30 protein-coding genes are annotated in these 25,996 nt (G+C 39.4%); 21 read left to right on the forward strand and 9 right to left on the reverse strand.

The window, feature by feature from the left end:
• Positions 1-218: 218 nt before the first annotated feature.
• A complete protein-coding gene (gene bslA, locus AC20OE_RS13590) occupies positions 219-746 on the reverse strand; it encodes a biofilm surface layer hydrophobin BslA (protein WP_047203895.1) in 528 nt (175 codons plus the stop codon).
• 123 nt (positions 747-869) lie between these two features.
• A complete protein-coding gene (locus AC20OE_RS13595) occupies positions 870-1,274 on the reverse strand; it encodes a hypothetical protein (protein ID WP_047203896.1) in 405 nt (134 codons plus the stop codon).
• A gap of 68 nt (positions 1,275-1,342) precedes the next feature.
• Here AC20OE_RS13595 and AC20OE_RS13600 point away from each other — a divergent pair, with 68 nt between their 5' ends.
• From AC20OE_RS13600 to AC20OE_RS13615, 4 genes are all read left to right on the forward strand, one after another.
• A complete protein-coding gene (locus tag AC20OE_RS13600) occupies positions 1,343-1,600 on the forward strand; it encodes a hypothetical protein (RefSeq protein ID WP_058837650.1) in 258 nt (85 codons plus the stop codon).
• Positions 1,601-1,844: 244 nt separating this feature from the next.
• Positions 1,845-2,318, forward strand: a complete 474-nt coding sequence (locus tag AC20OE_RS13605; protein WP_039178750.1) for a CarD family transcriptional regulator — start codon at positions 1,845-1,847, stop codon at positions 2,316-2,318.
• 309 nt (positions 2,319-2,627) lie between these two features.
• The gene (locus AC20OE_RS13610; RefSeq protein ID WP_099663275.1) at positions 2,628-3,377 is read left to right on the forward strand and encodes a poly-gamma-glutamate hydrolase family protein; all 750 of its coding nucleotides are present in this window, start codon (positions 2,628-2,630) and stop codon (positions 3,375-3,377) included.
• Between the two features lie 162 nt (positions 3,378-3,539).
• Positions 3,540-4,688: a Rap family tetratricopeptide repeat protein gene (locus AC20OE_RS13615; protein WP_099663276.1), complete on the forward strand. Its 1,149-nt coding sequence runs from the start codon at positions 3,540-3,542 to the stop codon at positions 4,686-4,688.
• A 90-nt stretch (positions 4,689-4,778) separates the two neighbouring features.
• On the opposite strand, the gene AC20OE_RS13620 is transcribed toward AC20OE_RS13615, so the two are convergent.
• A complete protein-coding gene (locus AC20OE_RS13620; RefSeq protein WP_099663277.1) occupies positions 4,779-6,104 on the reverse strand; it encodes a S8 family peptidase in 1,326 nt (441 codons plus the stop codon).
• A 584-nt stretch (positions 6,105-6,688) separates the two neighbouring features.
• On the opposite strand from AC20OE_RS13620, the gene AC20OE_RS13625 reads away from it, so the two are divergent.
• Positions 6,689-7,423, forward strand: a complete 735-nt coding sequence (locus AC20OE_RS13625) for a poly-gamma-glutamate hydrolase family protein (protein ID WP_039178760.1) — start codon at positions 6,689-6,691, stop codon at positions 7,421-7,423.
• A 76-nt stretch (positions 7,424-7,499) separates the two neighbouring features.
• Positions 7,500-7,949 (forward strand): OsmC family protein, encoded by a 450-nt coding sequence (locus AC20OE_RS13630; RefSeq protein WP_039178763.1) that lies wholly within the window; start codon positions 7,500-7,502, stop codon positions 7,947-7,949.
• Between the two features lie 46 nt (positions 7,950-7,995).
• Here AC20OE_RS13630 and erbB read toward each other — a convergent pair whose 3' ends face one another.
• From erbB to AC20OE_RS13645, 3 genes are all read right to left on the reverse strand, one after another.
• Positions 7,996-8,364, reverse strand: coding sequence for an SMR family multidrug efflux transporter EbrB (gene erbB / locus AC20OE_RS13635; protein ID WP_039178767.1), 369 nt, complete (start codon positions 8,362-8,364; stop codon positions 7,996-7,998).
• Positions 8,365-8,379: 15 nt separating this feature from the next.
• Positions 8,380-8,697: an SMR family multidrug efflux transporter EbrA gene (erbA, locus tag AC20OE_RS13640; RefSeq protein ID WP_039178769.1), complete on the reverse strand. Its 318-nt coding sequence runs from the start codon at positions 8,695-8,697 to the stop codon at positions 8,380-8,382.
• Positions 8,698-8,993: 296 nt separating this feature from the next.
• Positions 8,994-9,245, reverse strand: coding sequence for a hypothetical protein (locus tag AC20OE_RS13645; protein ID WP_041084775.1), 252 nt, complete (start codon positions 9,243-9,245; stop codon positions 8,994-8,996).
• Between the two features lie 104 nt (positions 9,246-9,349).
• Between AC20OE_RS13645 and AC20OE_RS13650 the strand changes: the two genes are divergently transcribed.
• The 9 genes from AC20OE_RS13650 (at position 9,350) to AC20OE_RS13690 (ending at position 16,217) form a co-directional block, all read left to right on the forward strand.
• A complete protein-coding gene (locus AC20OE_RS13650) occupies positions 9,350-9,751 on the forward strand; it encodes a YmaF family protein (protein ID WP_039178775.1) in 402 nt (133 codons plus the stop codon).
• 70 nt (positions 9,752-9,821) lie between these two features.
• On the forward strand, positions 9,822-10,778 hold the full coding sequence (miaA, locus tag AC20OE_RS13655) for a tRNA (adenosine(37)-N6)-dimethylallyltransferase MiaA (protein ID WP_487268900.1): 957 nt from the start codon (positions 9,822-9,824) through the stop codon (positions 10,776-10,778).
• Positions 10,779-10,803: 25 nt separating this feature from the next.
• Positions 10,804-11,025, forward strand: coding sequence for an RNA chaperone Hfq (gene hfq / locus AC20OE_RS13660; protein WP_024424088.1), 222 nt, complete (start codon positions 10,804-10,806; stop codon positions 11,023-11,025).
• Between the two features lie 159 nt (positions 11,026-11,184).
• A complete protein-coding gene (locus AC20OE_RS13665; RefSeq protein WP_059375464.1) occupies positions 11,185-11,505 on the forward strand; it encodes a YmzC family protein in 321 nt (106 codons plus the stop codon).
• Positions 11,506-11,584: 79 nt separating this feature from the next.
• Complete coding sequence (locus AC20OE_RS13670) at positions 11,585-11,797, forward strand: hypothetical protein (protein WP_003212415.1); 213 nt, start codon at positions 11,585-11,587, stop codon at positions 11,795-11,797.
• A gap of 265 nt (positions 11,798-12,062) precedes the next feature.
• A complete protein-coding gene (gene nrdI, locus AC20OE_RS13675) occupies positions 12,063-12,455 on the forward strand; it encodes a class Ib ribonucleoside-diphosphate reductase assembly flavoprotein NrdI (RefSeq protein ID WP_008360380.1) in 393 nt (130 codons plus the stop codon).
• Positions 12,415-14,517, forward strand: a complete 2,103-nt coding sequence (gene nrdE / locus AC20OE_RS13680) for a class 1b ribonucleoside-diphosphate reductase subunit alpha (RefSeq protein ID WP_034281935.1) — start codon at positions 12,415-12,417, stop codon at positions 14,515-14,517. Before nrdI ends, nrdE begins: the two co-directional genes overlap by 41 nt.
• Before the next feature lie 17 nt (positions 14,518-14,534).
• On the forward strand, positions 14,535-15,515 hold the full coding sequence (nrdF, locus tag AC20OE_RS13685) for a class 1b ribonucleoside-diphosphate reductase subunit beta (protein ID WP_024424085.1): 981 nt from the start codon (positions 14,535-14,537) through the stop codon (positions 15,513-15,515).
• A gap of 84 nt (positions 15,516-15,599) precedes the next feature.
• Entirely contained in the window at positions 15,600-16,217 is a 618-nt protein-coding gene (locus tag AC20OE_RS13690) for a hypothetical protein (RefSeq protein ID WP_058837640.1), read from the forward strand.
• A gap of 67 nt (positions 16,218-16,284) precedes the next feature.
• Here AC20OE_RS13690 and AC20OE_RS13695 read toward each other — a convergent pair whose 3' ends face one another.
• Positions 16,285-17,043, reverse strand: coding sequence for an N-acetylmuramoyl-L-alanine amidase (locus AC20OE_RS13695; protein ID WP_369879633.1), 759 nt, complete (start codon positions 17,041-17,043; stop codon positions 16,285-16,287).
• Positions 17,044-17,363: 320 nt separating this feature from the next.
• Between AC20OE_RS13695 and spoVK the strand changes: the two genes are divergently transcribed.
• From spoVK to glnA, 5 genes are all read left to right on the forward strand, one after another.
• A complete protein-coding gene (gene spoVK, locus AC20OE_RS13700; RefSeq protein WP_024424083.1) occupies positions 17,364-18,323 on the forward strand; it encodes a stage V sporulation protein K in 960 nt (319 codons plus the stop codon).
• Positions 18,324-18,444: 121 nt separating this feature from the next.
• Positions 18,445-19,716 carry a GTPase HflX gene (hflX, locus tag AC20OE_RS13705; RefSeq protein ID WP_366204772.1) on the forward strand — a complete coding sequence of 424 codons (1,272 nt, stop codon included), beginning with the start codon at positions 18,445-18,447 and terminating at the stop codon, positions 19,714-19,716.
• A gap of 6 nt (positions 19,717-19,722) precedes the next feature.
• Positions 19,723-21,003: a methionine gamma-lyase family protein gene (locus AC20OE_RS13710; RefSeq protein ID WP_047203908.1), complete on the forward strand. Its 1,281-nt coding sequence runs from the start codon at positions 19,723-19,725 to the stop codon at positions 21,001-21,003.
• Between the two features lie 90 nt (positions 21,004-21,093).
• Positions 21,094-21,504 (forward strand): MerR family transcriptional regulator, encoded by a 411-nt coding sequence (locus AC20OE_RS13715; RefSeq protein WP_039178801.1) that lies wholly within the window; start codon positions 21,094-21,096, stop codon positions 21,502-21,504.
• Positions 21,505-21,564: 60 nt separating this feature from the next.
• Positions 21,565-22,899: a type I glutamate--ammonia ligase gene (glnA, locus tag AC20OE_RS13720; RefSeq protein WP_025093273.1), complete on the forward strand. Its 1,335-nt coding sequence runs from the start codon at positions 21,565-21,567 to the stop codon at positions 22,897-22,899.
• Between the two features lie 141 nt (positions 22,900-23,040).
• On the opposite strand, the gene AC20OE_RS13725 is transcribed toward glnA, so the two are convergent.
• Complete coding sequence (locus AC20OE_RS13725) at positions 23,041-23,205, reverse strand: tyrosine-type recombinase/integrase (protein WP_242605203.1); 165 nt, start codon at positions 23,203-23,205, stop codon at positions 23,041-23,043.
• A 216-nt stretch (positions 23,206-23,421) separates the two neighbouring features.
• Between AC20OE_RS13725 and AC20OE_RS13730 the strand changes: the two genes are divergently transcribed.
• Positions 23,422-24,093 carry a hypothetical protein gene (locus AC20OE_RS13730; RefSeq protein ID WP_048239881.1) on the forward strand — a complete coding sequence of 224 codons (672 nt, stop codon included), beginning with the start codon at positions 23,422-23,424 and terminating at the stop codon, positions 24,091-24,093.
• A gap of 1,167 nt (positions 24,094-25,260) precedes the next feature.
• On the opposite strand, the gene AC20OE_RS13735 is transcribed toward AC20OE_RS13730, so the two are convergent.
• Positions 25,261-25,974 (reverse strand): hypothetical protein, encoded by a 714-nt coding sequence (locus AC20OE_RS13735; protein WP_487268901.1) that lies wholly within the window; start codon positions 25,972-25,974, stop codon positions 25,261-25,263.
• Positions 25,975-25,996 lie beyond the last annotated feature (22 nt).

The raw sequence follows: 25,996 nt of genomic DNA on the forward strand, positions 1-25,996 counted from the left end.
TCTTAACAGAGCGCTCAGCGTGTAGACAAACCCTCGCATTCGTTGTCAGGTCTGCGCTTCGGTGCTCACGAATGTCAAATTCGCTCCGCTCCGATGCTCGTCCTTCCTAGACTGCAAAGGTTTTCTATCACGCTGAAAAAAAGACAAAGGGCTAAAATTAAGATCATTTTAGCCCTTTGTCAACAATCTGAAGCGCTCTTAACAGAGCGCTTTTTTCTTTAGCATCCGCAAGGATCTGGCGGTGTGACCACAACTGGTCGTGTATTAATATCAATCGTATCTTCTGCATAAAATTTGGAACCAATGCTGATTGCTCGATTTTCTGCGCGGAACGTATATGTACCTGCAGCAGGAAGTACTTTATGAGAAAGCTTTAATGTATATTGGGAAATTCCAAGTAAATCCAATCTGAGCGGAATACGAACGGTTTGTCCGTTGTTCAAAATGTAGCTGTCCTTTAATGCTTTACCGTTCAAGATGTCTTTTGTTGTTGCTTGGAAACCCTTTGGCAGTGTGAACTCAACTGCACCAAGACTTAAAACTGAATTTGGGCTGTACGTCAGCTCAATGTCAGAATAAGACCATTCCTGCTTACTAGCTCCTGTAATTTTAGCGTAAAGAGCAGCTGGCTTTACATTGGTTGATGCTTTGCTTTCGGCTCCTTCAGCAGATGCAGAAAGTGGTACTGACAGCGCCATAACCAATGTGAGCATCCCCATCATAAGAATCGTCCATGTTTTTTTCATTTTTTCCTTCCCCCTTGTTGAATATAGGTAAATAATAGATGATTACACCCATTATTTACCTATAATGTTACCATATTACCATATGGTATTAAATGGTATATTATACCCTTATTTTGTCATTCTTTAGTAATAGCGGGGGAATAGCGCATTTGGTTGATTCATTCCGTAAAAATGGCCAGGCATTTGCTGGTTTGTTGGCATCATCATATGCATATCTTGATAACCGTATGGATGGTGCGGCATCATCCCATATCCACCATAATGGCCTAGATGATGGTGATCCTTCATTGGAACATGCTTTGAAAAGTAATCATGCTGATTGGGAAACGTTGAATAGGGTGAATGATGATGTGGGTGGTGCGCATTATACATATCTTTTTTGCCGCTATGATAATGGTTTGGCATATTCATATGATCATGCATGTTTGGTGCGATCATATGCTCATGATTGGCTGTATACACATTTTCAAATGTGTGATAGGGATTTTCTTGGTGATAATGATTCATTTGGCTGTTCATATCGTTCATGTATATCTCATCCTTTATGTCAGGTTGCCATATCCTATGAGACAGATTTGCTTCATGAGCCTATCCATATGAAAGAAAAAAACCGGCTTTTCAGCCGGGAAAAAGAAAAGCAGGTAAAGCGTCAAGCCTTAAATTTCGTAGCGATGTCTTCTTCTACGACGCTTTTTACATCTGCTGCAGACACTTTTAGGAAAATAACAGGGATCGTAGCTTCGAGAGGTATCCCAAAAATCGCTCTCAAACCATTTATCTTTTTTATGACAATACTTTTTTTCTTTACATGGATCCTCATGGTGATGATCGTCATGCTTTTTATGACAGTTTGAGTGGGAATGTTTGCACTTGCATTTGCACATTGTCATCCCTCCTAAATGTGACTCAATGCTAGTATATGCAAGAAAGAGTCATGAGGACTGGATGCTCTCACTTCTTTTATAAAAAAGGCTTTTTCTGAAAAAACTCAAATAAAAATAATTGACTAGTGCTAAATTAACATGATAAAATATAAATTTTTATCCTCTGATGAAATGTGTTATAATGATATTGTGAATACTTTCGGAGGTGGCGGATTTGTTTCAAATAGGTGATAAAATTGTTTATCCAATGCATGGAGCCGGTGTGATTGAAGGAATGGAAGAAAAAGAGATTTTAGGTAAGACGCAGGAATATTTTCTGATTCAAATGCCGAATATGCAGATGATGGTCCCAAAAGGCAGAATCAATCAACTAGGTATACGTCCGGTAGCAGATCAAGCAACGCTGAAAGTTGTGATGAACAATTTTGCAGAAGAAACAAACGACGACACGCTTACTTGGAAGCAAAGATATGATGAAAATCTGAAAAAGCTAAAAACAGGTGCGATCGAAGATGGTGCAGACGTTGTTAAAGATCTGATGAGACGAAATCAGAAGAAAGCATTAAATTCAAGTGAAAAGAAGATGCTTGAAGATGCAAGAGGCATGTTAGTGAGTGAGATTTCACTTGCGCAGGGACTGTCGCAAGATGAAGTGATGACAGCTTTAGAGAATGAATTAAGAATGTAATGATGATATACAGAGACTAGCTGTAAACAGAAGAGGAGACTCCTTTGTTTACAGCTTTTTTGTTTTGAAAAAAAGAGTAATATTGGCATTTTTGTAGGTGGTTTTAACTAATATTGAAATGAGGTCATACGATTTAGTTTTTATGTGCACAACAAAAATTCAAAGACCTCTGATATACCTAGATGACATTAAAAACAGGTAAGTTTTCCTGATTCATTCAAATGAGCCGGACAACCTTTGAATTTTTTAAGCCATTGATAGTAAAATATTGCGGTAAGATGACACCTAAGAGGAAAAAGGAGCGGTGAAATGAAAAGGTTACTAATATGTGGATTCATCTTTCTTATTCTGTGTACTCTTTTAATGGTGAAATGCAGCCATTCTGTTCAAGAAAACAAAGAGCAAAAGAAGCATGATCAAGAGGTAGAAAAGTATCAAAAAGAGCGAAAACAAGGTGATCAATACGAAAGCTTTAAACAGCTCATACGACATGAAAAAGAAGGGTACGAGATAGAATTTCACGAAAAGGGCGGAAGTGATTTACTCGTATTTTCTCCTCATGGAGGAGAGATTGAACCAGGAACAAGTGAAATTGTAGAAGCCTTTCAAGAAAGCTACTCTACGTATTTGTTCGAAGGTACAAAGCAAGACAATAACCGGGACCTGCATATCACGAGTACTAATTTTGATGAACCTGTTTTGGTTCAAATGATTAAAACGTATCCTTTTTCAATTTCCATCCACGGCTATAAAAGTGATAAAAGACACACGCTCGTTGGCGGCACAAATGAAAAAATGCAAAGAGCGGTTGTGCGAGAACTAAGAGATCGAGGATTTTCCGCAGAAATGGTACAAAAAGGCGAACGGCTTTCTGGTACAGATCCTAAAAATATAAATAATCAAAATGCAAGTGGTGAAAGTGTTCAGCTAGAAATTAGTACAGCGCAAAGAGAAGCTTTTTTTGACAATTTTGATACGAGAAAAGGAAAGAAAAAAGCATTCAGACGTTATATCAATGCGTTAAAAGAAGTACTAAGAGAATTCGACCCGTCTTCGTAAAAAAGTTTTGATGGGCAAAAGTACTCTATTTAAACTTGGTAAAAAAGATAGGAATATGCGATTTGAACATAAAATATGTAATAACTTACAATTTGCCTTAAAAACATAAATTATGTAAAATAATAGTTATCAGTTTGATATGATAGAATGGGGCTGAAGTGGATGGCACACAAAATACCATCTTCCGAAGTAGGTGTAAAGATCAATCAATGGTACACGCATATTTGCAAATTTGAAGTTGAACAAGCAAACGGCATGAAGCGCCTTGTTGAAGAAGAAATTCATGATATGGAAGAGGATCAAGATTTACTCCTATATTATTCTCTAATGGATTTTCGCCATCAAATGATGCTTCAGCACTTAGCGCCCGTCCATGCAGGGAGTGAAACGCTTCAAGCAGTGTCCTTTCCTAAAGAAATTGACGATGCAGAAGATGAGATGACAGGCTTACTAGGCTATTATTTTCATTTTTTTCATGGAATGTATGCGTTTATCCAGCGCCGGTATATCGAGGCCATTTCATATTACAAGCATGCGGAACATCAACTGATTTTAGTGACAGATGAGATCGAAAAAGCAGAATTCTACTATAAAATCGCAGAAGTATACTATCATATGAAACAAACTTATTTCTCCATGCACTATGCTAAAAAGGCGAGAGACATCTATAAGAAACATCAGCTTTATGGAAAAAGAAGCATTCAATGTGATTTTGTCATGGCAGGTAATTGGATTGATGTCAATCAGTATCAAAAAGCGCTTCCTTATTTAGAAAAAGCGTTAAAAGTCTGTGAAGCGATGGAACAAAAAGAATGCACATCTTATTTTAAAGCAATGGCTCTTAATAACTTAGGCACTTGTCATTATAGTATGGGAACGTACCATACGGCGACTGTCTTTTTTGAACAAGCCATTTCACTTTATCAGAAAGATCAAGCATCCACGATGATCAAATCGTTGTTTTCACTTGCCCTTACTTGTTTTAAACTCGGAGATATTCAGCGGGCGGGCGAGGCCATCTCTACAGGAATGAAAGAGGCTTGTGTATTGGAAGATGAAATTTATCAGTTGAAATTCCAATTTCTACAGGCGCTCTATATAGAGAAAGACGGCTGTGAGAAATTGAGGTCGGCCCTTTTTGGTCTGAGAAATAAAAAAATGTTTGCTGATTTAGAGGAATTAGCACTTGATGCGGCTAATTATTATAAGGAACGCGACATGTACAAGGAATCCTCCACTTTTTTTGAGATTGTGATCGAAGCGCGTACGCACATTCAAAAAGGAGATGAGATGTATGAGAACGAAGCATAACATGTCAGCTGCTCAAGTAGATGAAAGACTTCACACTTAAAAATGAGACAAACAACACCCTTTACGCATAAACGTAAAGGGCTTTTTTCTTTATTCTTTGATTGCTTTTTCTGCGTCAATTGCACCTGCTCCATAAATCATCGGATCATCCCCAGACCACTTGCTTGTATTTTCTTTTAACAGGGTTTTGACTTCATCTGGCGTTAAATCTGGTGAATGCTCTAATAGTAGAGCGCAAATACCAGCACAAATCGGTGTTGCCATCGATGTGCCAGATAACGTTGTATAATCATCGTCTACTCTGCTTGATTTGTCGAGTTTATCCAGAAAGGATCTTGGTGATCTGAGAGAAACGATGTTTACTCCTGGTGCGAGGATATCAGGCTTTGCTTCTCCGTAAACAGTAGGCCCTCTGCTTGAAAACGGTGCCACGATATCGTCACTTGATTCAGGTGTATTCCTGTCATCATAGGCTCCGACCGTAATAACTTTTTGGCTGACAGCAGGGCTTGCAATCGTCTGGCTGTTAGGACCAGAGTTACCGGCAGCGACGCATACAACAATCCCTTGATCCCAAGCCGTATTGACAGCACGCACCATTGGATCGTCCTGTTCGTCATCATAACGCTGCGCAGCTCCGCCTAGCGACATACTGATAATATGAATCGGATCATCAGGGTGGTCTTCGTTGAACTGCATACACCATTCAACACCTTCTATAATAGTAGAAAGTGATCCAGCCCCTTGTTTATTTAACACTTTCACGCCAATCAGATTTGCTTTTGGGGCAGGTCCTTTGTATAAGCCGTCTGAGGCGGATCCATCTCCCGCGACATCTCCCGCGCAGTGTGTACCGTGGCCATTATCATCATAAGGCTTTGTTTTTTGTTTGACTAAATCCACAAAATCACGAATTCTTCCATCTAAATCTTCATGCGGATAAATTCCCGTGTCAATGACAGCGACCGTAATGCCTTCACCGGTTAAAGTTGTCCCGTTTCGGATGACTTCTTCAGCATGGCTTGCTTGTGTGGCTACGTCCAGAAGCGCATGTACTTTCCGGTCTAGATAAATTTTACGAATATGCTCACCGTTTGCTAATAGCTCCTCTAAAGCAGCAGGCGTTAAGTCAGCAGCGCAGCAGTCGATATGTGAAAAATGTCGTTTTATATTTGTTTTTCTGCTTTTTTTCATTAATTGTTTCGTGCTTTGAATCCCTGCCTCGGCTGCACCTTCCTTAAATTCAATGATCACACGAAGCTTCTTTTTCTTCTTCAGCCTGCCTTCGAAAAAACGATGAAGAAAGCATGGCGTCCATTTAAAAGGTTTATAAAGGTGAAGAACGGTTTCTCTTAAAGGCTGATCTAGTTTACTAGCATGTGTTCTGACCATTTGCACCATAGAAAATCCAAACATGTGATGCCCTCCATTCCAGCTATCCATTCTCGTACACTCTTACGTTATGTGATTGAGAACTGCTTGGTTCGGATTCTTGTCCCTTCTTTTCTTTATATTGGCGGCTTGCTTATGCCTTTCAAAAAAGAAAAGCGCTTACATTTTGTAAAATAATAGAAAAAGGTGGAAATCATGTAGAATCTGCCGATGATAGGTGGGAGAGTTCTTCTAAGAGAACCAGCGAATCAAAGGATTTTGCAGAAAAAGGAGGGGTGTAGACAGGGTCAATGCTCATATAAATGTGATGCGTGACAGATGGAAAAAATCAAATCCTTATCAAAAAAAGCCGAATTAAAGAAAACAGACTGGATAGGACTAGGTCATATTAAACATAACGTCATTTCTTTGTCATACTATTCTAACTCTGTTTTCAAAGAGGAGAGGCGTTTCTGTGTATATAAATGCAATTATCTTATTTTTGAGGAATCTCATGATCTAGAGTGTTATGATCAAACGTGAAGAGAAAATGTGGAAAAAATGATAAGAAATGATGATTCAATATAAATCATAGAAACGGCTTAGAAATCTGTTAAAGGAGAACGGGAATGAAGAAGTTTTTTGCTTTGCTTCTCCTGCTTGCGATCGGATGGGGCGTTTATTATACCATGCAAGCACAGGAACATGATGAGCCAGTGTCATCAGGTGGGGAAGACGAAAGCGGTTCAAATGATATTTATCGAAATTTTAAAGAACTGGAAGAAAACGAATCAACAAGCAGCTACAACATTACAGCCAACCCAGTGCCCGGCAGCCGCCTTCTTGTGATGTCACCTCATGGCGGGAGGATTGAAGGCGGCGTGAGCGAGATTGTCCATTTTTTTGACAACGATTTTTCGACGTATTTATTTGAAGGTCTAAGAGAGAATGCATCAGAACTTCATATTACAAGTACAAACTTTGATGAGCCAATCGGCGTCGCGCAGGCAAAAGCACATGATTACGTGTTAGCAGTGCATGGATACAAAGGCGAGGAAGGAATTGACCATACTCTCGTCGGCGGAACAGATTACGACCGTGCAGAGAAAATTGTGAGCTCATTAGAGCGGAACGGGTTTTCTGCTGAACTAGCTGTCGCACACGCAACCCTGAGCGGGACAAGCAATCATAATATTAATAATCTTACTAAAACAGGGCAAAGTGTGCAGCTTGAGATTAGCAGAAGTCAGCGTGAAGCTTTATTTGACAGTTTCGACTTTCGGAGGCGGTCTAGTACAAAAAACGAGACGTTCTATCGTTATGTCAGGGCAATTCGCACAGTGCTTGATGAAGAATATACATAAGGGCCGTGCACATGTTAAGACAAGCAGGGGAATTCTTGTTACACTATGAACAGTGATAACAAAAGGAGAGACGGATATGACGCGTCATCATTTTCATCTTCAGGCAAGCTGGCCTGGTCTGCGTAACGATGTGGGTACAATCGCATGTGAACAATTAAAAACAAAGATTTCGATTCCAAAGGAAATGGACGGTCCAGGTATTGGAACCAATCCAGATGAGATGCTCTTAGGTGCAGCGGCTACGTGTTATATCATTACACTTGCAGCCATGATGGAGCGGAGTCAATTAGAGAAAGAGGATCTATCGATGAGCTCTGAAGCTGTCGTAGATGTGACAAATGGTGTGTTTACTTATGAGGAAATCATTCATCGACCTGTCATCATCCTCAAAGAGACCGCTTCCGCACAAGATATTGAGCTGGCCCGAAAGCTTGCGCATAAAGCCGAAAGCTCATGTATGATTTCAAGAGCTGTTCAGGGTAATGTGAACATTTCCTTAGAAGAAACTATTCAAGCCGGTCGTTAAAACAAAAAAGTCATTTTCTCTTGAAATATGGAGAAAATGACTTTTTTTATGACGTCCATTCGGTTTGATCGAGTTGTGCTTCGGTTTCGTTCTTTTGCTTCTTGGACTGATTTAAGACAATCACGCCGCAGATAACAAGTGCAAGGCCAATGAAGCCTTTCGTGCTGATTGTTTCGTTAAACAGGACAAGTCCTACAAGAGCAGTGAGAGCTGTTCCAACACCAGACCATGTTGCATAGGCAGATGAGAGCTCAATGGTTTTAAGTGCTAAACTGAGGAAAGTAAAGGCGCATCCAAATCCGATCAGTACCCCGATACTCGGCAGCAGCTGCGAAAAGCCTTGAGAAAGCTTCAGCATTGTACTGCCAAAAACCTCCGTTAAAATGGCTCCTGTTAAGTAGAGCATTCCTTTCATGCTCTCTCACATCCTTTATGACATATTTAATAGTACGACCCCTGAGACAAGCATCGCCATCCCAATGACTGCTTTTTGGTTCAAGGTTTCTTTGAAAAAGAGCACGCCAAAAATAGCCGTGAGGACCGTACCAACCCCAGACCATGTTGCATAAGACATGCTAAGCGGAATAATGTTCAGTGTCAATGACAGCATATAAAAAGCAAGTGAATAGCCAGCCACAACGACAGCGCTTGGCTTCCAGCGTGTAAAACCATTAGATAATTTTAACATCGCGGCGCCAATGGCTTCAGAAAAAATGGCCACTGCCAAAAAAAGATATCCGAGGATCATCATCATCCCTCCTCTAATAGGTGTAAAATCCGATGAAGTAAAAGGGTTTTTATCCTCTCTTTTCAGCGGTTCAAGCTGAAATATTTCTGAAAACCAGCATGCTCTGCCATCTGATGAAGGGTGAGCTAGCTTAATCATTAGGTGGGGAGCTGCATCAAAATGGCTCTTTTGTGGTTTTAGACATAAAAAAAACACCTACTTTACTGAACAGTCGGTAAAGTAAATGTTAACCCATGAAAAAAGAATGTGTCAATCGATTCATTTTATGAACGGATGTTTTCACTTAAACGTCATATTTAATACCAAGGGTATGGTCCGTACGGCGGGTAAGGAGGCGGGTAAGGGTATCCATAACCATATCCTGGCGCAAGCAGAGATCCAGCAAGCAAGCCTCCAGCAAAACCACCTAAAAATGGAGGTCCAAAGAATCCAGGTCTCCCAAATCCAAATCCGGGTCTCCCAAACCCAAAACCAGGACGTCCAAATCCGAAACCAAAAGGTCTTCTCATGTCTTCTTGAATAAACGGAGGTGCGTCAAAATAATTCATAATAAAAGGCTCCTTTCTCATAAAATCACTGTAACTGACATCAGTGTATTCCAGTTGCCTACATATGTTTGGGTGAACGCCTAATATAAGGAGGAATGTTAGAAATGGGCCTGTATCCATCTGATTGGGCAAAGTGTCCGCCGCATGCTCATGCGTATAAAGCACGTACGGATGTAACAGAGGGGCATTATCATTTAATAGAAGGTATTTCTCAGCCTGTGAATGGAAGCAGTACCGACCGGCATACTCATTTTTATCGCGGGATCACCTCCTTTGAAAGAGGGCATTTCCACAGGTATTACGGTATCACAGGTCCTGCAATTCCTAGAGTGGATGGAACACATTATCACGAGATTGAGGAAGTCACCTATCCTGCCTACCTCGATTCTGTTCCCATCCCATATGGAGGTGTCGTCTATAGTCCAGATGAGAATCAGCCAACACATAAGCATCGTTTAAAAGGAAAAACATATGAAGTGGTCGGAAATGAACCGCTTGGCTGGTGATGGCCAGGATATAGGAGAGTAAGAAAAGTTATGCTATACTGTAGGCAGTTTTGTAAAAGAGAGTGATGTTATGAATAAAGCGAAGCAGCCAGTAATCGTATTAGTAGGGCCGACGGCTGTCGGCAAAACCAAATTGAGCATTGATATAGCCAAAGCATTTAATGGAGAGATTATCAGCGGGGATTCTATGCAGATTTATAAAGGGATGGATATCGGAACAGCTAAAATCACTCCCGAAGAAATGAATGGCATCCCGCACCATTTAATTGATATTAAACAGCCGGACGAATCTTTTTCGACAGCTGAATTTCAGCAGCTGGTTCGTTCGAAGATCAAAGAGATTGCCGCTAGAGGGAAAACGCCAATGATTGTCGGCGGAACAGGCCTCTATATCCAATCTGTTTTATATGATTACACATTTACGGATGAGAAAAGTGATCCTGCTTTTAGAGAAGAAATGGCGCTGTTTGAACAGCAGCACGGCGCGATTTTGCTGCACGAAAAGCTAAAAGCAGTAGATCCTGATACGGCAAATGCTATTCATCCGAATAACGTCCGCCGCGTGATCCGGGCGCTGGAAGTGATCCATACAACAGGTCAGAAAATGTCGGAAATGCAAAACGGGCATCAAGAAGTTCCTCTTTATGATACAGCCTTCATTGGGCTGAAAATGGATCGAGAGCTTTTGTACGAGCACATTCATCAAAGAATTGATATGATGATAGATGAGGGCTTAATTGAAGAAGTGAGAGCACTTTATCAATCTGGCTTGAAGGATTGTCAGTCTGTTCAAGCCATTGGTTATAAAGAGCTGTATACCTATTTTCAAGGTGACTGCTCACTTGATGAAGCCATCCAGCAATTAAAGCAAAATTCCCGTAGATATGCGAAGCGTCAGTTCACGTGGTTCCGTAATAAAATGGCGGTCACTTGGTTTGATATGACACCACCTTGCCACTTTTCAGACAAAAAAGAGGAAATTTTCGCATATATAGCAGGAAAGCTTGGACTTAAAGCGAAACTGTAGTTATCAGAATCAAGGAGGACGAAACATGAAACCGATTAATATTCAGGAGCAGTTTTTGAATCAGATCCGCAAAGACAATACATTTGTCACAGTATTCTTACTGAATGGCTTTCAGCTTCGCGGTCAAGTGAAGGGATTTGACAATTTCACGGTGCTGCTTGAAACAGAAGGAAAGCAGCAGCTTATTTATAAACACGCCATTTCTACATTTGCACCTCAAAAGAATGTAAATCTGGAATTAGAATAGGATAGGTTGTATTGAATAGCCCCATGCCTCTGCGAATAAACCGGCCGAACCCGCTACGTTTTTTGTCAGTGCAGAGGGGCTATTTTGTATGCAATGAAACTTTTCTGCCAATTTTCCGTATAATTCCTTATTGGATATTAGAAGGGTGAGGGGATTCATATGGAAAATGCAGAGCTTGAATTAAGAAGGATTAGAGTGATCCTCCTTTTGATTGGAATTGTAGTCTTGTTTGGATCGTGTGCTATCTCAAACATTGAAACGAGACAAGAAAGTTGGAATAACCATTCTCATGAAAATGCAGATGGAGTTTTACCATCATCTGCTGCACTAAAAAATAATCACTTTGCTGTTGTGAAAGATGATCAAGTACATGTGTACCGATTTGATGAAAAAGAAGGAGAACTGACTCTCGTTACAACGAAATACATAGATGAATGGGATGACGAAGAATATGATGATGGTCTTGATGATGAAGAGTAAGCACGTAAATTTACAAATGAATGTGAAGCCGCTACACTATAATCATGCATCAGACATCTAGACAGAAAAGGATGAGTTCATGACACATAAAATTAAAATTAATCATTGGGAACAAACTTGTGAAGACGATTCCTGTTTTGAATATGGAACAAGTGTTTCTGTAAATGGGAAAGAATTAGTGAGAGAAGCTTCAATCGTCTCTGCGCTTGAAGCGGTGCTAAAAGAATTAGGTGTTGAAGTGGAAATTACAGAAGTGTCAGAAGATTTACAGTGCGATGCCTACAAAAAATAAAACAAAAAGTCTAGTCTACTAAGCGATTTTTTTTCGTGTTATGATAGATTTCGGTTTCAGTTGAATAGGGAGTAGAGCAGTCTATTTTTAGATCCTGTTCTGCTCTATTTATTTGAACGTACGAGTTCGGCTATGAAGGTTCGGCCGGGTTGGTTGATTTTTTTCGTTTCGAACATCTATATGTTGTGTTTTGAAAAAACATAGTATACTATATATAGTGAATAGCGAAATGATCAACAATACTAAAAACTAGGTCGTGATGGAATTGATTCAAATCGTATTTGATTCAAAAACAGGAAATGTTCAACGCTTTTTGGACAAGACCCCTTTTACAGACAAACGAAAATTGACTGGAGAAGAGTTTTTGGATACGCCGTTTATTCTCGTCACCTTTACGACAGGATTTGGACAAGTCCCTAGTACCACTCAGTCTTTTTTAGAAAAAAATGCTCACCTTTTACTAGGTGTTGCGGTGAGTGGCAACAAAGTGTGGGGAGATAATTTTGCAAAAAGCGCCGATACGATTTCTAAACAATATCAAGTTCCTATTTTGCACACCTTTGAACTAAGCGGAACAAAAAGGGATGTTGAATTGTTTACACAGGAGGTAGAAAGAATTGTCACAAAATCAGGTTCCAAAGTGGATACAATTAAATAACGAAATTATGATTCAAAAAGAAGGAAAGTTTCAGTTCGATAAGGACAAAGAAGCTGTACATAGTTATTTCGTAGATTACATTAATCAAAACACGGTCTTTTTTCACAATCTAGAAGAGAAGATTGATTACTTAATAGAAAACGACTACTATGAGGAAGAATTTTTAAGACAATACAGCATGGCAGATATTAAAGAAGTCTTTGAAGCTGCATATGCCAAAAAATTTAGATTCCCATCATTTATGAGTGCATTTAAGTTTTACAATGACTATGCACTGAAAACAAATGATAAAAAGAAAATCCTTGAACGCTATGAAGACCGCATTTCAGTTGTAGCACTTTTCTTTGCGGGTGGGGATAAAGAAAAAGCACTTGAGTTTGTAGAACTGATGATCAATCAAGAGTACCAGCCAAGTACACCAACCTTCTTGAACGCTGGACGTAAAAGACGCGGTGAGCTTGTGAGCTGCTTCTTGCTTGAAGTAAATGACTCACTAAACGATATTTCAAGAGCGATTGATATTTCAATGCAGCTGTCAAAATTAGGCGGCGGCGTGAGTTTGAACCTGTCAAAACTTCGTGCAAAAGGCGAAGCAATCAAAGATGTAGAAAACGCGACAAAAGGTGTCGTCGGCGTGATGAAGCTTCTTGATAATGCATTCAGATATGCAGATCAAATGGGGCAAAGACAAGGATCAGGCAGTGCCTACCTGAATATTTTCCACAGAGATATCAATGATTTCTTAGATACGAAAAAAATCTCTGCCGATGAAGATGTTCGCGTGAAAACACTGTCCATTGGAGTTGTCATCCCGGATAAATTTATCGAGCTTGCTAGAGAAGATAAAACAGCTTACACTTTCTATCCGCATACCGTCTATAAAGAATATGGACAGCATCTTGATGAGATGGACATGGAAGAAATGTATGACGAGCTTGTAGAAAACCCGAAAGTTAAAAAAGAAAAAGTCAATCCGAGAAAGCTTCTTGAAAAATTGGCTGTTCTACGCTCAGAATCAGGCTATCCTTATATCATGTTCCAAGATAATGTAAACAGAGAGCATGCTTTGAACCATATTTCACGAGTGAAATTCTCAAACCTTTGCTCAGAAGTGCTTCAGGCTTCAGAGGTTTCTTCTTACACGGACTATGATCAAGAAGATGAAATCGGTCTTGATATTTCTTGTAACCTTGGTTCATTAAATATCATGAATGTCATGAAAAATAAATCGATCGAAAAAACGGTTAAGCTTGCAACAGACTCACTAACGCTTGTGTCTGAAACAACAGACATTCGCAATGCACCGGCTGTTCGAAAAGCGAACAAAGCGATGAAGTCAATTGGACTTGGTGCGATGAACCTTCATGGGTATTTAGCACAAAACCAAATTGCCTATGAAAGTGAAGAAGCAAGAGATTTCGCAAATACGTTCTTTATGATGGTGAACTATTATTCAATTAAACGCTCAAGTGAGCTTGCGAAAGAAAAAGGAGAAACATTCCATCGTTATGAAGGCTCTGGCTATGCAACTGGTGAGTACTTCAATAAATACGTGGAAAATGATTTCACACCAAAAACAGAAAAAGCAGCAGCACTATTTGAAGGCATGCACATTCCAACAAAAGAAGACTGGGCAGCACTCAAAGAATTTGTAGCGGAAAATGGCATGTATCACAGCTATCGTTTATGTATTGCACCAACAGGTTCCATTTCTTATGTTCAATCGGCAACAGCCTCTGTGATGCCAATTATGGAACGTATCGAAGAAAGAACATACGGCAACAGCAAAACCTATTACCCAATGCCAGGTCTATCAGCGCAAAACTGGTTCTTCTATAAAGAAGCGTACGATATGGACATGTTTAAAGTGGTCGATATGATCGCAACGATTCAGCAGCACGTCGATCAAGGAATCAGCTTTACACTATTCCTAAAAGATACGATGACAACGCGTGATTTAAACCGCATCGATCTTTATGCACACCATAAAGGCATTAAGACACTTTATTATGCAAGAACGAAGGATACAGGGCAGGAAGGCTGTCTTTCTTGTGTTGTTTGATTAAAGGAGAGTTTAACGTGACAAAAATTTATGATGCAGCCAACTGGTCAAAACACGAAGACGATTTTACACAAATGTTTTACAACCAAAATGTGAAGCAGTTCTGGCTTCCAGAAGAGATTTCCTTAAACGGAGATCTCTTAACATGGAAATATTTAGGTGAAAAAGAGCGAGATACGTATATGAAGGTACTTGCTGGACTGACTTTACTTGATACAGAACAAGGAAATACAGGGATGCCGATTGTTGCTGAACATGTGGACGGCCATCAGCGTAAAGCTGTACTCAACTTTATGGCAATGATGGAAAATGCGGTACATGCGAAATCATACTCCAATATCTTCATGACACTCGCACCAACTGAAACGATCAGTGAAGTGTTTGAATGGGTCAAGAAGAATAAATTCCTGCAAAAGAAAGCAGATATGATTGTCAGTTTATACCGTTCGATTCAAAAGGACGATCCTATTTCTCTCTTTAAAGCAATGGTGGCTTCAGTTTATTTAGAAAGCTTCCTATTTTATAGTGGTTTTTACTACCCGCTATATTTCTATGGGCAAGGAAAGCTCATGCAAAGCGGTGAAATCATCAACTTAATTTTGCGTGATGAAGCGATTCATGGTGTGTACGTTGGATTATTAGCACAAGAAATTTACAACAAACAAACACCTGACGTGCAAAAAGAGCTGTATGATTTCTCAATTGACCTCTTGAACGAGCTTTATGAAAATGAACTTCATTACACTGAAGATATTTATGACCAAGTCAATTTATCGCATGATGTGAAAAAGTTCATTCGTTACAATGCCAATAAAGCGTTAATGAACCTTGGATTTGCCCCTTATTTTGAAGAAGAAGAGATTAACCCTATTGTATTGAACGGACTCAATACAAAAACAAAGTCGCATGACTTCTTCTCAATGAAAGGGAACGGCTACAAAAAAGCAACCGTTGAGCCGTTAAAAGATGACGACTTCTTCTTTGGAGATGAATCATAAGGAAAGCGTAAAAGTCAAAACGCATTACTCGTTTTGGCTTTTTGCCATTTCTAACAATGTGTTACATACTGGAGGTTACCGAACATGGGAAAAATGGACGAAATCATTTTAGTTGCACCGCGTACGCGCGTGTTCCAAAATGAAACACTTGCGTTTAATGGTGTGAACAGTGAAGAGAAAACAATCAGCACCATTATGAAAGAAATCGAAGAGCACTTCGAGCAGATGCGAAGAGGCGACGCAGAAGAAAATCCTGACTTCAAGCAGCCGATTCCTTATGTTGTGATTAAGCGTGAGGACGAAGTATATGTATACGAAAGACTTCAAGGCGGAGGAGAGACTCGCTTACATCATAAGTTATCTCTTGGCTTTGGGGGGCATATGAATTTCGTTGAAGGAAAAAACTTTGCTGAGATTCTAAAAGAAAATACGGATCGTGAGCTGGACGAAGAACTTTCAATTCAAGAAGAAGACAAACTTGAAATGAAAACCCTTGGATTAATCAATGACGATGACAACAGTGTCGGCCGTGTGCACATTGGACTGTTATCAGCGCTTGAACTATCTCCAGGTGCTCATGTAGAAGTAAAAGAAACAGATCAAATCTCAGGAAAATGGATGAAAACAGCCGATTTGAAAAAGCCTGAATACTTCGATCGTCTTGAAACATGGTCTCAATTTGTCGTCAACATCTTAGCGTAAATAAATACACAACAAACCGGCTCAGCAGAAGACTTGAGCCGGTTTGTTTCGTTACAACAGCTTCAGCTTATTGGAAAACGAATGCGTCGTGACCGGCCTGCTTCAATCTTGCGACGAGGTCATCTGCATTTTGCTTTGTACGGAAAGCCCCGGCCTGTACTCGGAACATGCCTCCGTCTAATACAACAAATGCGTCAAATCCTTTGGATTTAAGTGTGGCTGCTAATTCATCTGCATTGGCTTTCACTTTAAAAGCTCCTGCCTGCACTTTATAAAGATTACTTGCTTTTTTTTTCAATTGAAAGGCTTCTTCTAGGCCAGTCGCATGAGCGCGAGCGATGCCTTGAAGGAAGGTTGCGTTGCGGAGCTTATTAGCATCAGCTGTCGTATCAATGAAACCATTCTCTGTTAAAATAGCGGGCATAGAAGTTTCTCGAAGAACGTGGAAGTTCGCAGTTTTCTTGCCGCGGTTAGCAAAATCAACTGAGCGGACAATTTCATCATGAAGGGCGTTGCGATACGTGGTGGTAGGTGCTGAAACGCCAGGATACACATAGCTTTCAAACCCTGTACCCCCGCCAGCATTAATATGAATAGACACGAAATAGTCAGCTCCCCAGCTGTTTGCCGAATTCGTACGCTGGGACAAAGTGACGGATTGGTCAGTTGAACGACTTAAGCGGACAGAAACCCCATCATATTCACTAATCAAAATGTCTCTCAGTAAAAGCGCGATTTGAAGTGTTATATTTTTCTCCAAAAGTCCATTAGCACTAGCTCCAGAATCTGTTCCTCCGTGGCCAGGATCAATAAAAATTTTCACCATCTATTCATCACCTCGTCTTTATTTTATGAGAAAATAGAAGAATTGCCTGTACAAAATGCGGAAATCATTGAGACTCTTTTCTGCATCATTTGTGATCAAAAAGCTACATTTTTCTAAGAAAAAGCAAATTGTTGGTTTGTCCGCCCAAACGGGATGAATACAATGGAAATAGCACATCATTTCCTGGGAAACCGCAGAAATCCCTACAATATTCGGTATCTCGGGTCATTTTGACAGCAAACTTGGGCTTAAGCGGGCGATTGTCACGATTACAGCTCCACCCGAATAGAATAAAGAGAGAAGAGCGAGAGGTGAATACGTTGGAGCGAGCTGTCACATATAAAAACAACGGCCAAATCAATATTATACTTAACGGACAAAAGCAAGTATTGGTTGATGCAGACTCAGAGGCAGAATACCTAGAAGCCTTGCAGAAAAATGAGGCAAAACACAGCATCTTACGGGAAATAGAGCGTGAAATGAACAGCCTTGTCGGTATGGATGAAATGAAACGAAACATAAAAGAGATTTATGCCTGGATTTTTGTTAATCAAAAACGGCAGGAACAAGGGTTAAAGGTAGGGAAACAAGCGCTTCATATGATGTTCAAAGGGAATCCTGGCACAGGGAAAACCACAGTTGCAAGACTTGTCGGGAAGCTTTTCTTTGAAATGAATGTGCTCTCAAAAGGTCATTTAATTGAAGCAGAACGCGGTGATCTTGTTGGAGAGTATATTGGTCATACAGCGCAAAAAACAAGGGATTTAATTAAAAAATCACTAGGCGGTATTTTGTTCATTGACGAAGCCTATTCTCTTGCACGCGGAGGAGAAAAGGATTTTGGAAAAGAGGCGATAGATACCCTTGTGAAACATATGGAGGACAAACAGCACGAATTCATTCTAATTTTAGCTGGCTACTCCAAGGAAATGGATCATTTTCTTTCTTTAAACCCCGGTCTGCAATCAAGATTTCCAATCAACATCAGCTTTCCTGATTATACAGTCGATCAACTCATGGATATTGCTAAACGAATGATGGCGGACAGGGAATATGTTTTTACCCAAGAAGCCGAATGGAAGCTGCGGGATTATTTAATGCACATTAAAAGTACCACAAGCCCGGCAAAATTCAGCAATGGCAGGTTTGTGCGAAACACCATTGAAAAGGCCATACGAACCCAGGCGATGAGACTGCTTCTTGTGGATCATTATGATAAAAAAGATTTGCTAACCATTAAAAGTCACGATCTTCAAATGAAAGAGGATACGCCTTCTTGAAATGGCGTATCCTTTTTATAAAGAGTCACTAAAATAAACCATCCGAATAGTGGTATACGTGTGATCTGTTTGGTATGATGGTACTACTGAAAACTTAAGTACAGAAAGGAAACAACTGACGTTGAATGAACATGAAATGACTGAAAAAGCGATCCTTGTCGGCTGTCAATTGCCGCATGTAACGGATGAACGCTTTCAATACTCAATGGAAGAATTAGCTTCCTTAACCAAAACGGCTGGCGGTGAAGCTGTCAGCGTGATGACGCAGAAGAGAAATAGACAAGACAGCGCAACATATATCGGTAAAGGGAAAGTAGAAGAACTTGAGGTGCTTTGCGAGGAACTCGAATGTGATGTCATTATTTTTAACGACGAGCTTTCTCCAAGCCAGCTAAAAGCTTTGGCGACTGCTTTAGATGTAAAAATTATTGATCGTACGCAATTGATTTTAGATATCTTTGCAAAAAGAGCCCGTACAAGAGAGGGGAAGCTGCAAATAGAGCTTGCCCAGCTTCAGTATGCCCTGCCGAGACTAAGTGGACAAGGGATCAGCCTCTCAAGACAAGGAGGCGGAATTGGCGCAAGAGGTCCAGGTGAAACAAAACTCGAAACAGACAGACGCCATATTCGAAACCGCATTCACGAAATTAACGGGCAGTTATCTGCAGTCAAAGAACACCGAACAAGATACCGGGAACGCCGAAAGAAAAATGGTGTGTTCCAAATTGCCATTGTCGGGTATACGAATGCCGGAAAATCAACTTTGTTTAATCAATTAACAGAAGCAGATAGTCATGAAGAGGATATGCTGTTTGCGACACTTGACCCAATGACACGTAAGATGACATTAGAATCCGGATACAGTGTGCTCATTTCGGATACAGTTGGGTTTATCCAAGACCTTCCTACAACACTGATCGCTGCATTTCGTTCAACCCTTGAAGAAGTGAAGGAAGCCGATTATTTGCTTCATGTCATCGACTCTTCTAATGAGGATTATGAAGGACACGAACGAACGGTTCATGAGCTTTTAGAAGAATTAGAAGCGGACCGTATTCCGATGCTGACTGTTTATAATAAGGAAGATCAAATCCGACCAGATTTCATCCCATCTTCAAAGCATCGCCACATCTTAATCAGTGCTAGACGCAAAGAAGATGTAAAAAGGTTAAAAGCGGATATTATGGCTGAGCTGAAAAAAGCCTTTTTAAAGCCATATCATGTGAAGATTCCAGCGTATGAAGGGAAGCTCATCTCCGCATTAAAATCAGAAACGCTTGTGGAATCACTAGAATTTCAAAAAGAAGCAGAAATTTACGACATCACCGGATATAGTGGTGAGGATCAGACCATTTTAGGTCAAATCAAGAAGTATATGTTGGAAAGGAATTAAATCAAGATGTTTCACACATTAAAACACGGCAGTATTTTAGAAAAAGCAGCAGCAGAAACAGAACAAGAGATTTTACACGTGCATCAGGAAATTGATCAAAAGAGCGAACAAAATGAGTGGCGGGTTCTTGAAAGCTATCGAAAGCACAAAGTCAGTGACTCTCACTTTAATCCAACAACTGGATATGGCTACGATGATATGGGGAGAGACACGTTAGAAAAGATTTATGCGGATGTCTTCGGAGGAGAAAGCGGCCTTGTCCGTCCGCAGATCATTTCTGGCACACACGCGATTTCCATTGCTTTATTTGGTGTGCTGAGACCTGGCGATGAATTGATCTACATGACGGGAAAACCATACGACACGCTAGAAGAAATTGTCGGGATTCGCGGGAAAGAAGGGACAGGCTCATTAAAAGACTTCCAGATTGACTACAAAGCCATTGATTTGCTTCAAGATGGATCAGTCGATTACGACAAAGTAAAAGAGTCGATTTCTTCTAAAACAAAAGTCATCGGCATTCAGCGCTCAAAAGGCTATGCTTCAAGGCCATCCTTTACTATAGAAGAAATTGAGCAAATGATTTCATTTGTGAAAGAGATAAATGAAGAAATCATTGTTTTTGTAGACAACTGTTATGGTGAATTTACTGAATTACAAGAGCCGTGTCATGTCGGAGCTGATCTCATGGCCGGTTCACTTATTAAAAACCCAGGCGGAGGCCTTGCCAAAACAGGCGGCTACATCGTTGGAAAAGAAAAATGGGTCGAAGCTTGCTCTTATCGAATGACATCTCCGGGCATCGGCAGTGAAGCGGGTGCATCGCTGTATGCGCTCCAGGAAATGTATCAAGGCTTTTTCTTGGCGCCGCATGTTGTAGCTCAAAGCTTAAAAGGCGCAGTATTTACGGCTCGTTTTCTTGAGAAGCTCGGATTCCAAACAAACCCAGCATGGAATGCGAAAAGAACGGATTTAATTCAATCTGTCGAATTTGGAGATCCTAAAAAAATGATTGCGTTCTGTCAGGCAATCCAGTATGCATCTCCGATTAACAGTCACGTCACACCACATGCAAGCTATATGCCGGGCTACGAGGATGATGTCATTATGGCAGCGGGCACATTTGTACAAGGAGCCAGTATCGAATTATCAGCCGATGGTCCGATCAGACCGCCTTATACTGCCTATGTGCAAGGCGGTCTCACGTATGCCCATGTGAAAAATGCGATTTGCAGTGCTGTCGATGCCTTATTGGATCAAGGTTTTATTGAAGTGCCTGCTCAATAAAAAAACCATGTTAATATTCCTAACATGTTGTTGACACATAATATAACATGACATATAATAAATTTAAGCAAAGAGGAGGAGACAGTTGAGATGAGTGATAACATTCGCCGCTCAATGCCTTTATTCCCAATTGGGATTGTCATGCAGCTAACAGAATTATCTGCAAGACAAATTCGCTATTATGAGGAAAATGGTTTAGTATTTCCAGCAAGAAGTGATGGAAACCGCCGATTATTTTCTTTTCATGATGTTGATAAATTACTAGAAATTAAAAACCTCATCGAACAAGGTGTAAACATGGCAGGAATCAAAAAACTTTTTGCCAAAGCTGAGGCAGAAAATCCATCGTCTGATAAAAAGACGGAGGAAAAAACCACAGCTAAGCACAACTTGTCAGATGATGAACTCAGGAAGCTACTGAAGAAGGAACTCATTCAGGCTGGACGTTTCCAACAAGGAACGACCTTTAGGCAGGGGGATATGTCAAGGTTCTTCCGTTAACCAATTAGCAAAAGCATTGCTATACACATTTTACCTTTTGTAGGGGAGGAGTTTTACGAAATGGCAAAGTACACAAGAGAAGATATCGTAAAATTAGTAAATGAGGAAAACGTAAAGTACATCCGTCTGCAATTTACAGACATTCTCGGAACAATTAAAAATGTTGAGATTCCTGTGAGCCAGTTAGAAAAAGCTCTCGATAACAAATGTATGTTTGACGGTTCATCTATTGAAGGCTTCGTACGTATCGAAGAATCAGATATGTATCTATACCCAGATCTAAACACATTTGTTATTTTCCCTTGGACAGCAGAAAAAGGTAAAGTTGCACGCTTTATTTGTGACATTTATAAGCCAGACGGGACGCCATTTGATGGAGACCCACGTAACAACTTAAAGCGTATTTTAAAGGAAATGGAAGAACTAGGATTTAGTGATTTCAACCTTGGACCTGAGCCAGAATTCTTCTTATTTAAACTAGATGAAAAAGGCGAGCCAACGCTCGAACTAAACGATAAAGGTGGATACTTTGACCTTGCACCAACAGATCTAGGCGAAAACTGCCGCCGTGATATCGTGCTAGAGCTTGAAGAAATGGGCTTTGAAATTGAAGCATCTCACCACGAAGTAGCACCAGGACAGCACGAAATTGATTTCAAATATGCAGGCGCAATCCGTTCTTGTGATGACATTCAAACATTCAAACTCGTTGTCAAAACCATTGCGAGAAAACACGGTCTTCATGCGACATTCATGCCAAAACCATTGTTCGGTGTAAACGGATCTGGTATGCACTGTAACCTATCATTATTCAAAAATGGTAAAAACGCATTCTTCGATGAAAAAGCAGATTTACAATTAAGCGAGACTGCTAGACACTTTATCGCAGGTATCGTCAAGCACGCAACAAGCTTTACAGCAGTCACAAACCCAACGGTTAACTCATACAAGCGTCTTGTACCTGGCTATGAAGCACCTTGCTATGTGGCATGGAGTGCACAAAACCGCAGCCCATTGATCCGTATCCCGGCATCACGCGGCATCAGCACACGTGTAGAAGTGCGTAGCGTAGACCCATCTGCAAACCCATACCTTGCACTAAGCGTATTACTTGCAGCAGGTCTAGACGGAATCAAAAATAAACTAGAAGCACCAGCACCAATCGACAGAAACATCTATGTCATGGATAAAGAAGAGCGCCTTGAAAACGGCATCGCTGACCTACCTGCAACACTTGCAGAAGCACTCGAGCTGCTAAAATCAAACGAAGTCATGATCAACGCACTAGGCGATCACCTATTCGAGCACTTCATCGAATCAAAAGAAATCGAATGGGATATGTTCCGCACCCAAGTACACCCATGGGAACGCGATCAGTATATGTCTCAGTATTAATAAAGAAAACCCCTTGGAGCCATTGGCTTCAGGGGGTTTATTTTCGTCAAGTTCCTTACTAATGTGTGAATAAACTTCAGCTGTCACTATATAGCAAGGAGTTTTTGTGAGTTTACCTAATGACAGCTTTTGCTGAAAGCATTAAACATCAAACTGTGTATGTTTTTTCACAGTACGATTACTATATCCTTGACTGGTTAAATAGTTTAAGAATTTTTTACACATAATCGGCTTAATATCCTTTATTTTGATGTTTTTGAAGTAGGGATGGGGATGATCAAATAATGTTTCGTTCGTGGAGGTCATATGTGTTCTATCTGACGGTGTCTTTTTTGTATTCAATGACCCAATTGATCTGAAAATTGCTCAAATGAGATGGTGCTTGTGTTAAACGAATCATCAGTACATAAAGAAAGAATATACTTAAATTTAACAAAATTATAAAAATAAGGATAAAGTCATGTTTCCATAATGCCCCTTTTACATACAATAATTTTGCAGAAACTAAAAGGAGTGTTTGTTATGATTGACCTAAAATATGGTGAAGAAAATGTGTTAATCCCTAAAAATAGTACAGATTCAATCGATGTAAATTCCGTTTTTTCCAATGAAGATAGACATTGTACGGAGACAGATAAACTAGTTAAGTTTTGCTGTACAATAGACATACCAAAATGCTTTAAATTTAAAAAGAATGTTCCAATAAAGTTTTTTTATGATCCAACCTGCTTAAAACCGGTAATACAGTCAAACTTAGAATGTTTTCCTTCAGAGTGTGGGCCAGTGTGGGCAAACTGTTATTGTGCACAGATAATAGGTTGTATTCCTTATCTGGTCAATGTTCCTGTTGAAGTTAAAGAGTGCGGAGTGGATGTTGTTATAAATGAAGATAATTGTAAAGTGGAATCAAAAAAGATTGATAAAATAGGATATATCTGTTGCAAAGGTGATCTTTGTGTGGATGAAACACTTGGAAAATACACTACTCCACCTTCAATTCCTGAGCTAGACTGTAGAAATGTTGAGTTAATTGAGTTAGGTTATAAAGATACAACTGTTAATGTGTGTAATAATAATTGTGTTACTTTAATTGTAAGCGGGACATTGCAATTACCAAAGGCTGTAATCAATAAACAAGATTGTCCACCAAAACAGCCACAAACAACTTCTTCAAATTGTTGTGCCTATAATTAGAGTTGTCAATATATTAAATTATTCTTAAAGTATTTTAGAATAAAATCATGACCAAAATTCGGTCCCAAATGTTGAGACCTGTAGATATTCTATTTCAAAATTCTATTAATGAAGCACTGAGAAGTTTTTTTTGAAAAGTTTTCAGTGCTCTGAATTGTTTATTTGAATGGGAAATTTTATTCTGTAATCAGTATGGAATAATTTGCTTGAGCTCTATGATCGTGATCAACTAGCTATAATCAGGTTAAAAATTAAGGGGGGAGCTAATAAAAAGGCTCATTGATGAGTTTGTTAGATGAGTTTGTTATTTGTAACAATCATGTGCATCTTAGGGCTATCCCTGCTACTCGTAATTAGAATCAGCCCATTCTAACTAATTTTTAATCTATATTCAATATTTCGCATTACGACCTCATTTAAACATAGTCTTTCATTTTGTGAGGTAAGTAAATTTACCTTACTTTAACAGAATAGAATCAGTCTATGCTCCTGGATCAAGGTGTTGCCTTTAGTGATGCAAAATTTTAGGGGTGAGGCTTACGTGGAATGCGCTAACACACGTTAAACTTGAAAGGGGAGTGTCTCAGCCGATGCATTACATTAGGATAGGATACCACTGTGCTTCCCTATTTGCTCATGTATCTGAAAGGCGAAAGCTGTGATTAAGTGCTGAACGTAGGATGGGTGTATCGGTTCTGACGATGCAGGACAAGCCACAAGTATCAAAACTCAAATTTGTGGGATGAGAAACAGTTAGGGTCACTTGACACAGTAAGCTTGTTTGGGGAATAACCAACTGCAAATAGGGTGAACATACGGATACCATAAGTTTGATAAACTATTAAGTTGATCAGCCTGTCTGAGTTTGTTTCTTTTTTTAAAAGCAAATTCAGGCAGACAACTTGTTCAGCCGTTGTACATTGTTTTCAACCTATCAAGTCAAAAAACAAACGACAAGTCAAGACTATTGGTGAAAATATAAAATAGAATTCCTTATTACATTTTATGGATTTTGCTGTGATTAAAAACAAATAAAAAATATCTGCCTGAACAACTAGACTTAAGAATTTTATGATATAAGAATTTATTAACTCTAAAGTTGATTTAAACTAATAAACCCTTTCTTATTTATTTAACAAGTAAAGGGTTTATCTGATCAATGTCTTATTAATAATTGTCTATTTCAATTACAATATTCTTTATATTGATTAAGTATTCTTTTAAAACTGTGACTACAGGAATATGACCTTCTTCCAAGCAATAATATGAAGTGAATTCTCCTTCAAAATTGTGAATATAACTGTGGGAATGAGGATTAAAGACATCGAGCGGTTCTCCATTTACTGATACTGGTTGCCCTGTATTAATAAATACATTATTTTCAAGGACTACGCCATTACCTAAATCTGCTCTTTTAATTACTCCATCGAACATTTTTTTACTTCTTGTTAGTTTTATGTGTTTGTTTTGATTGGCAAGTGACTTAAACTTCAATAACCATTGGGATTGAGATGAGAACACTTGAGAACTTTTTAATATGTGATATATTTTTGGATGATTTCCTTTCAAATCAATAAAATTTTTGTCCATTTCTTTAACAAAAACATCTTCTTTTTTATATGAAGGAAAATATATTTTTCTTTTGACTCTACTAAGCTGTGTTTCATTTAATTTGTAAGTTGCTGATTCAAAGCAGAATTTTTCAAAAATATAATATGCTGTGTAATCCAACGCGGAATTCAGAGAATCTAAAAAGTATTTAATTTTAAAAGCTAAAGGCCTCTCTAGATTCTCTGACATTGCCCTCTCTTGCATTTCTTCGATTTCTTTAAGAGTTTTTTCTGCTTCTTCAGTTAAAAATAATGCTTCTTTAATTGACAATGATCTTCCCCCTAAATTTAAG

The sequence above is a fragment of the Bacillus sp. SRI_025 genome, from assembly GCF_057592095.1.

Excerpts from the sequence above, each read along its gene's own strand:
- bslA (WP_047203895.1), bottom strand. The coding sequence starts at position 746 with ATGAAAAAAACATGGACGATTCTTATGATGGGGATGCTCACATTGGTT.
- AC20OE_RS13595 (WP_047203896.1), bottom strand. The coding sequence starts at position 1,274 with ATGAACGATATGAACAGCCAAATGAATCATTATCACCAAGAAAATCCC.
- AC20OE_RS13600 (WP_058837650.1), top strand. The coding sequence starts at position 1,343 with ATGAAAGAAAAAAACCGGCTTTTCAGCCGGGAAAAAGAAAAGCAGGTA.
- AC20OE_RS13610 (WP_099663275.1), top strand. The coding sequence starts at position 2,628 with ATGAAAAGGTTACTAATATGTGGATTCATCTTTCTTATTCTGTGTACT.
- AC20OE_RS13615 (WP_099663276.1), top strand. The coding sequence starts at position 3,540 with ATGGCACACAAAATACCATCTTCCGAAGTAGGTGTAAAGATCAATCAA.
- AC20OE_RS13620 (WP_099663277.1), bottom strand. The coding sequence starts at position 6,104 with ATGTTTGGATTTTCTATGGTGCAAATGGTCAGAACACATGCTAGTAAA.
- AC20OE_RS13625 (WP_039178760.1), top strand. The coding sequence starts at position 6,689 with ATGAAGAAGTTTTTTGCTTTGCTTCTCCTGCTTGCGATCGGATGGGGC.
- AC20OE_RS13630 (WP_039178763.1), top strand. The coding sequence starts at position 7,500 with ATGACGCGTCATCATTTTCATCTTCAGGCAAGCTGGCCTGGTCTGCGT.
- erbB (WP_039178767.1), bottom strand. The coding sequence starts at position 8,364 with ATGAAAGGAATGCTCTACTTAACAGGAGCCATTTTAACGGAGGTTTTT.
- erbA (WP_039178769.1), bottom strand. The coding sequence starts at position 8,697 with ATGATCCTCGGATATCTTTTTTTGGCAGTGGCCATTTTTTCTGAAGCC.
- AC20OE_RS13645 (WP_041084775.1), bottom strand. The coding sequence starts at position 9,245 with ATGAATTATTTTGACGCACCTCCGTTTATTCAAGAAGACATGAGAAGA.
- AC20OE_RS13650 (WP_039178775.1), top strand. The coding sequence starts at position 9,350 with ATGGGCCTGTATCCATCTGATTGGGCAAAGTGTCCGCCGCATGCTCAT.
- miaA (WP_487268900.1), top strand. The coding sequence starts at position 9,822 with ATGAATAAAGCGAAGCAGCCAGTAATCGTATTAGTAGGGCCGACGGCT.
- hfq (WP_024424088.1), top strand. The coding sequence starts at position 10,804 with ATGAAACCGATTAATATTCAGGAGCAGTTTTTGAATCAGATCCGCAAA.
- AC20OE_RS13665 (WP_059375464.1), top strand. The coding sequence starts at position 11,185 with ATGGAAAATGCAGAGCTTGAATTAAGAAGGATTAGAGTGATCCTCCTT.
- AC20OE_RS13670 (WP_003212415.1), top strand. The coding sequence starts at position 11,585 with ATGACACATAAAATTAAAATTAATCATTGGGAACAAACTTGTGAAGAC.
- AC20OE_RS13690 (WP_058837640.1), top strand. The coding sequence starts at position 15,600 with ATGGGAAAAATGGACGAAATCATTTTAGTTGCACCGCGTACGCGCGTG.
- AC20OE_RS13695 (WP_369879633.1), bottom strand. The coding sequence starts at position 17,043 with ATGGTGAAAATTTTTATTGATCCTGGCCACGGAGGAACAGATTCTGGA.
- AC20OE_RS13710 (WP_047203908.1), top strand. The coding sequence starts at position 19,723 with ATGTTTCACACATTAAAACACGGCAGTATTTTAGAAAAAGCAGCAGCA.
- AC20OE_RS13715 (WP_039178801.1), top strand. The coding sequence starts at position 21,094 with ATGAGTGATAACATTCGCCGCTCAATGCCTTTATTCCCAATTGGGATT.
- glnA (WP_025093273.1), top strand. The coding sequence starts at position 21,565 with ATGGCAAAGTACACAAGAGAAGATATCGTAAAATTAGTAAATGAGGAA.
- AC20OE_RS13725 (WP_242605203.1), bottom strand. The coding sequence starts at position 23,205 with ATGACCTCCACGAACGAAACATTATTTGATCATCCCCATCCCTACTTC.
- AC20OE_RS13730 (WP_048239881.1), top strand. The coding sequence starts at position 23,422 with ATGATTGACCTAAAATATGGTGAAGAAAATGTGTTAATCCCTAAAAAT.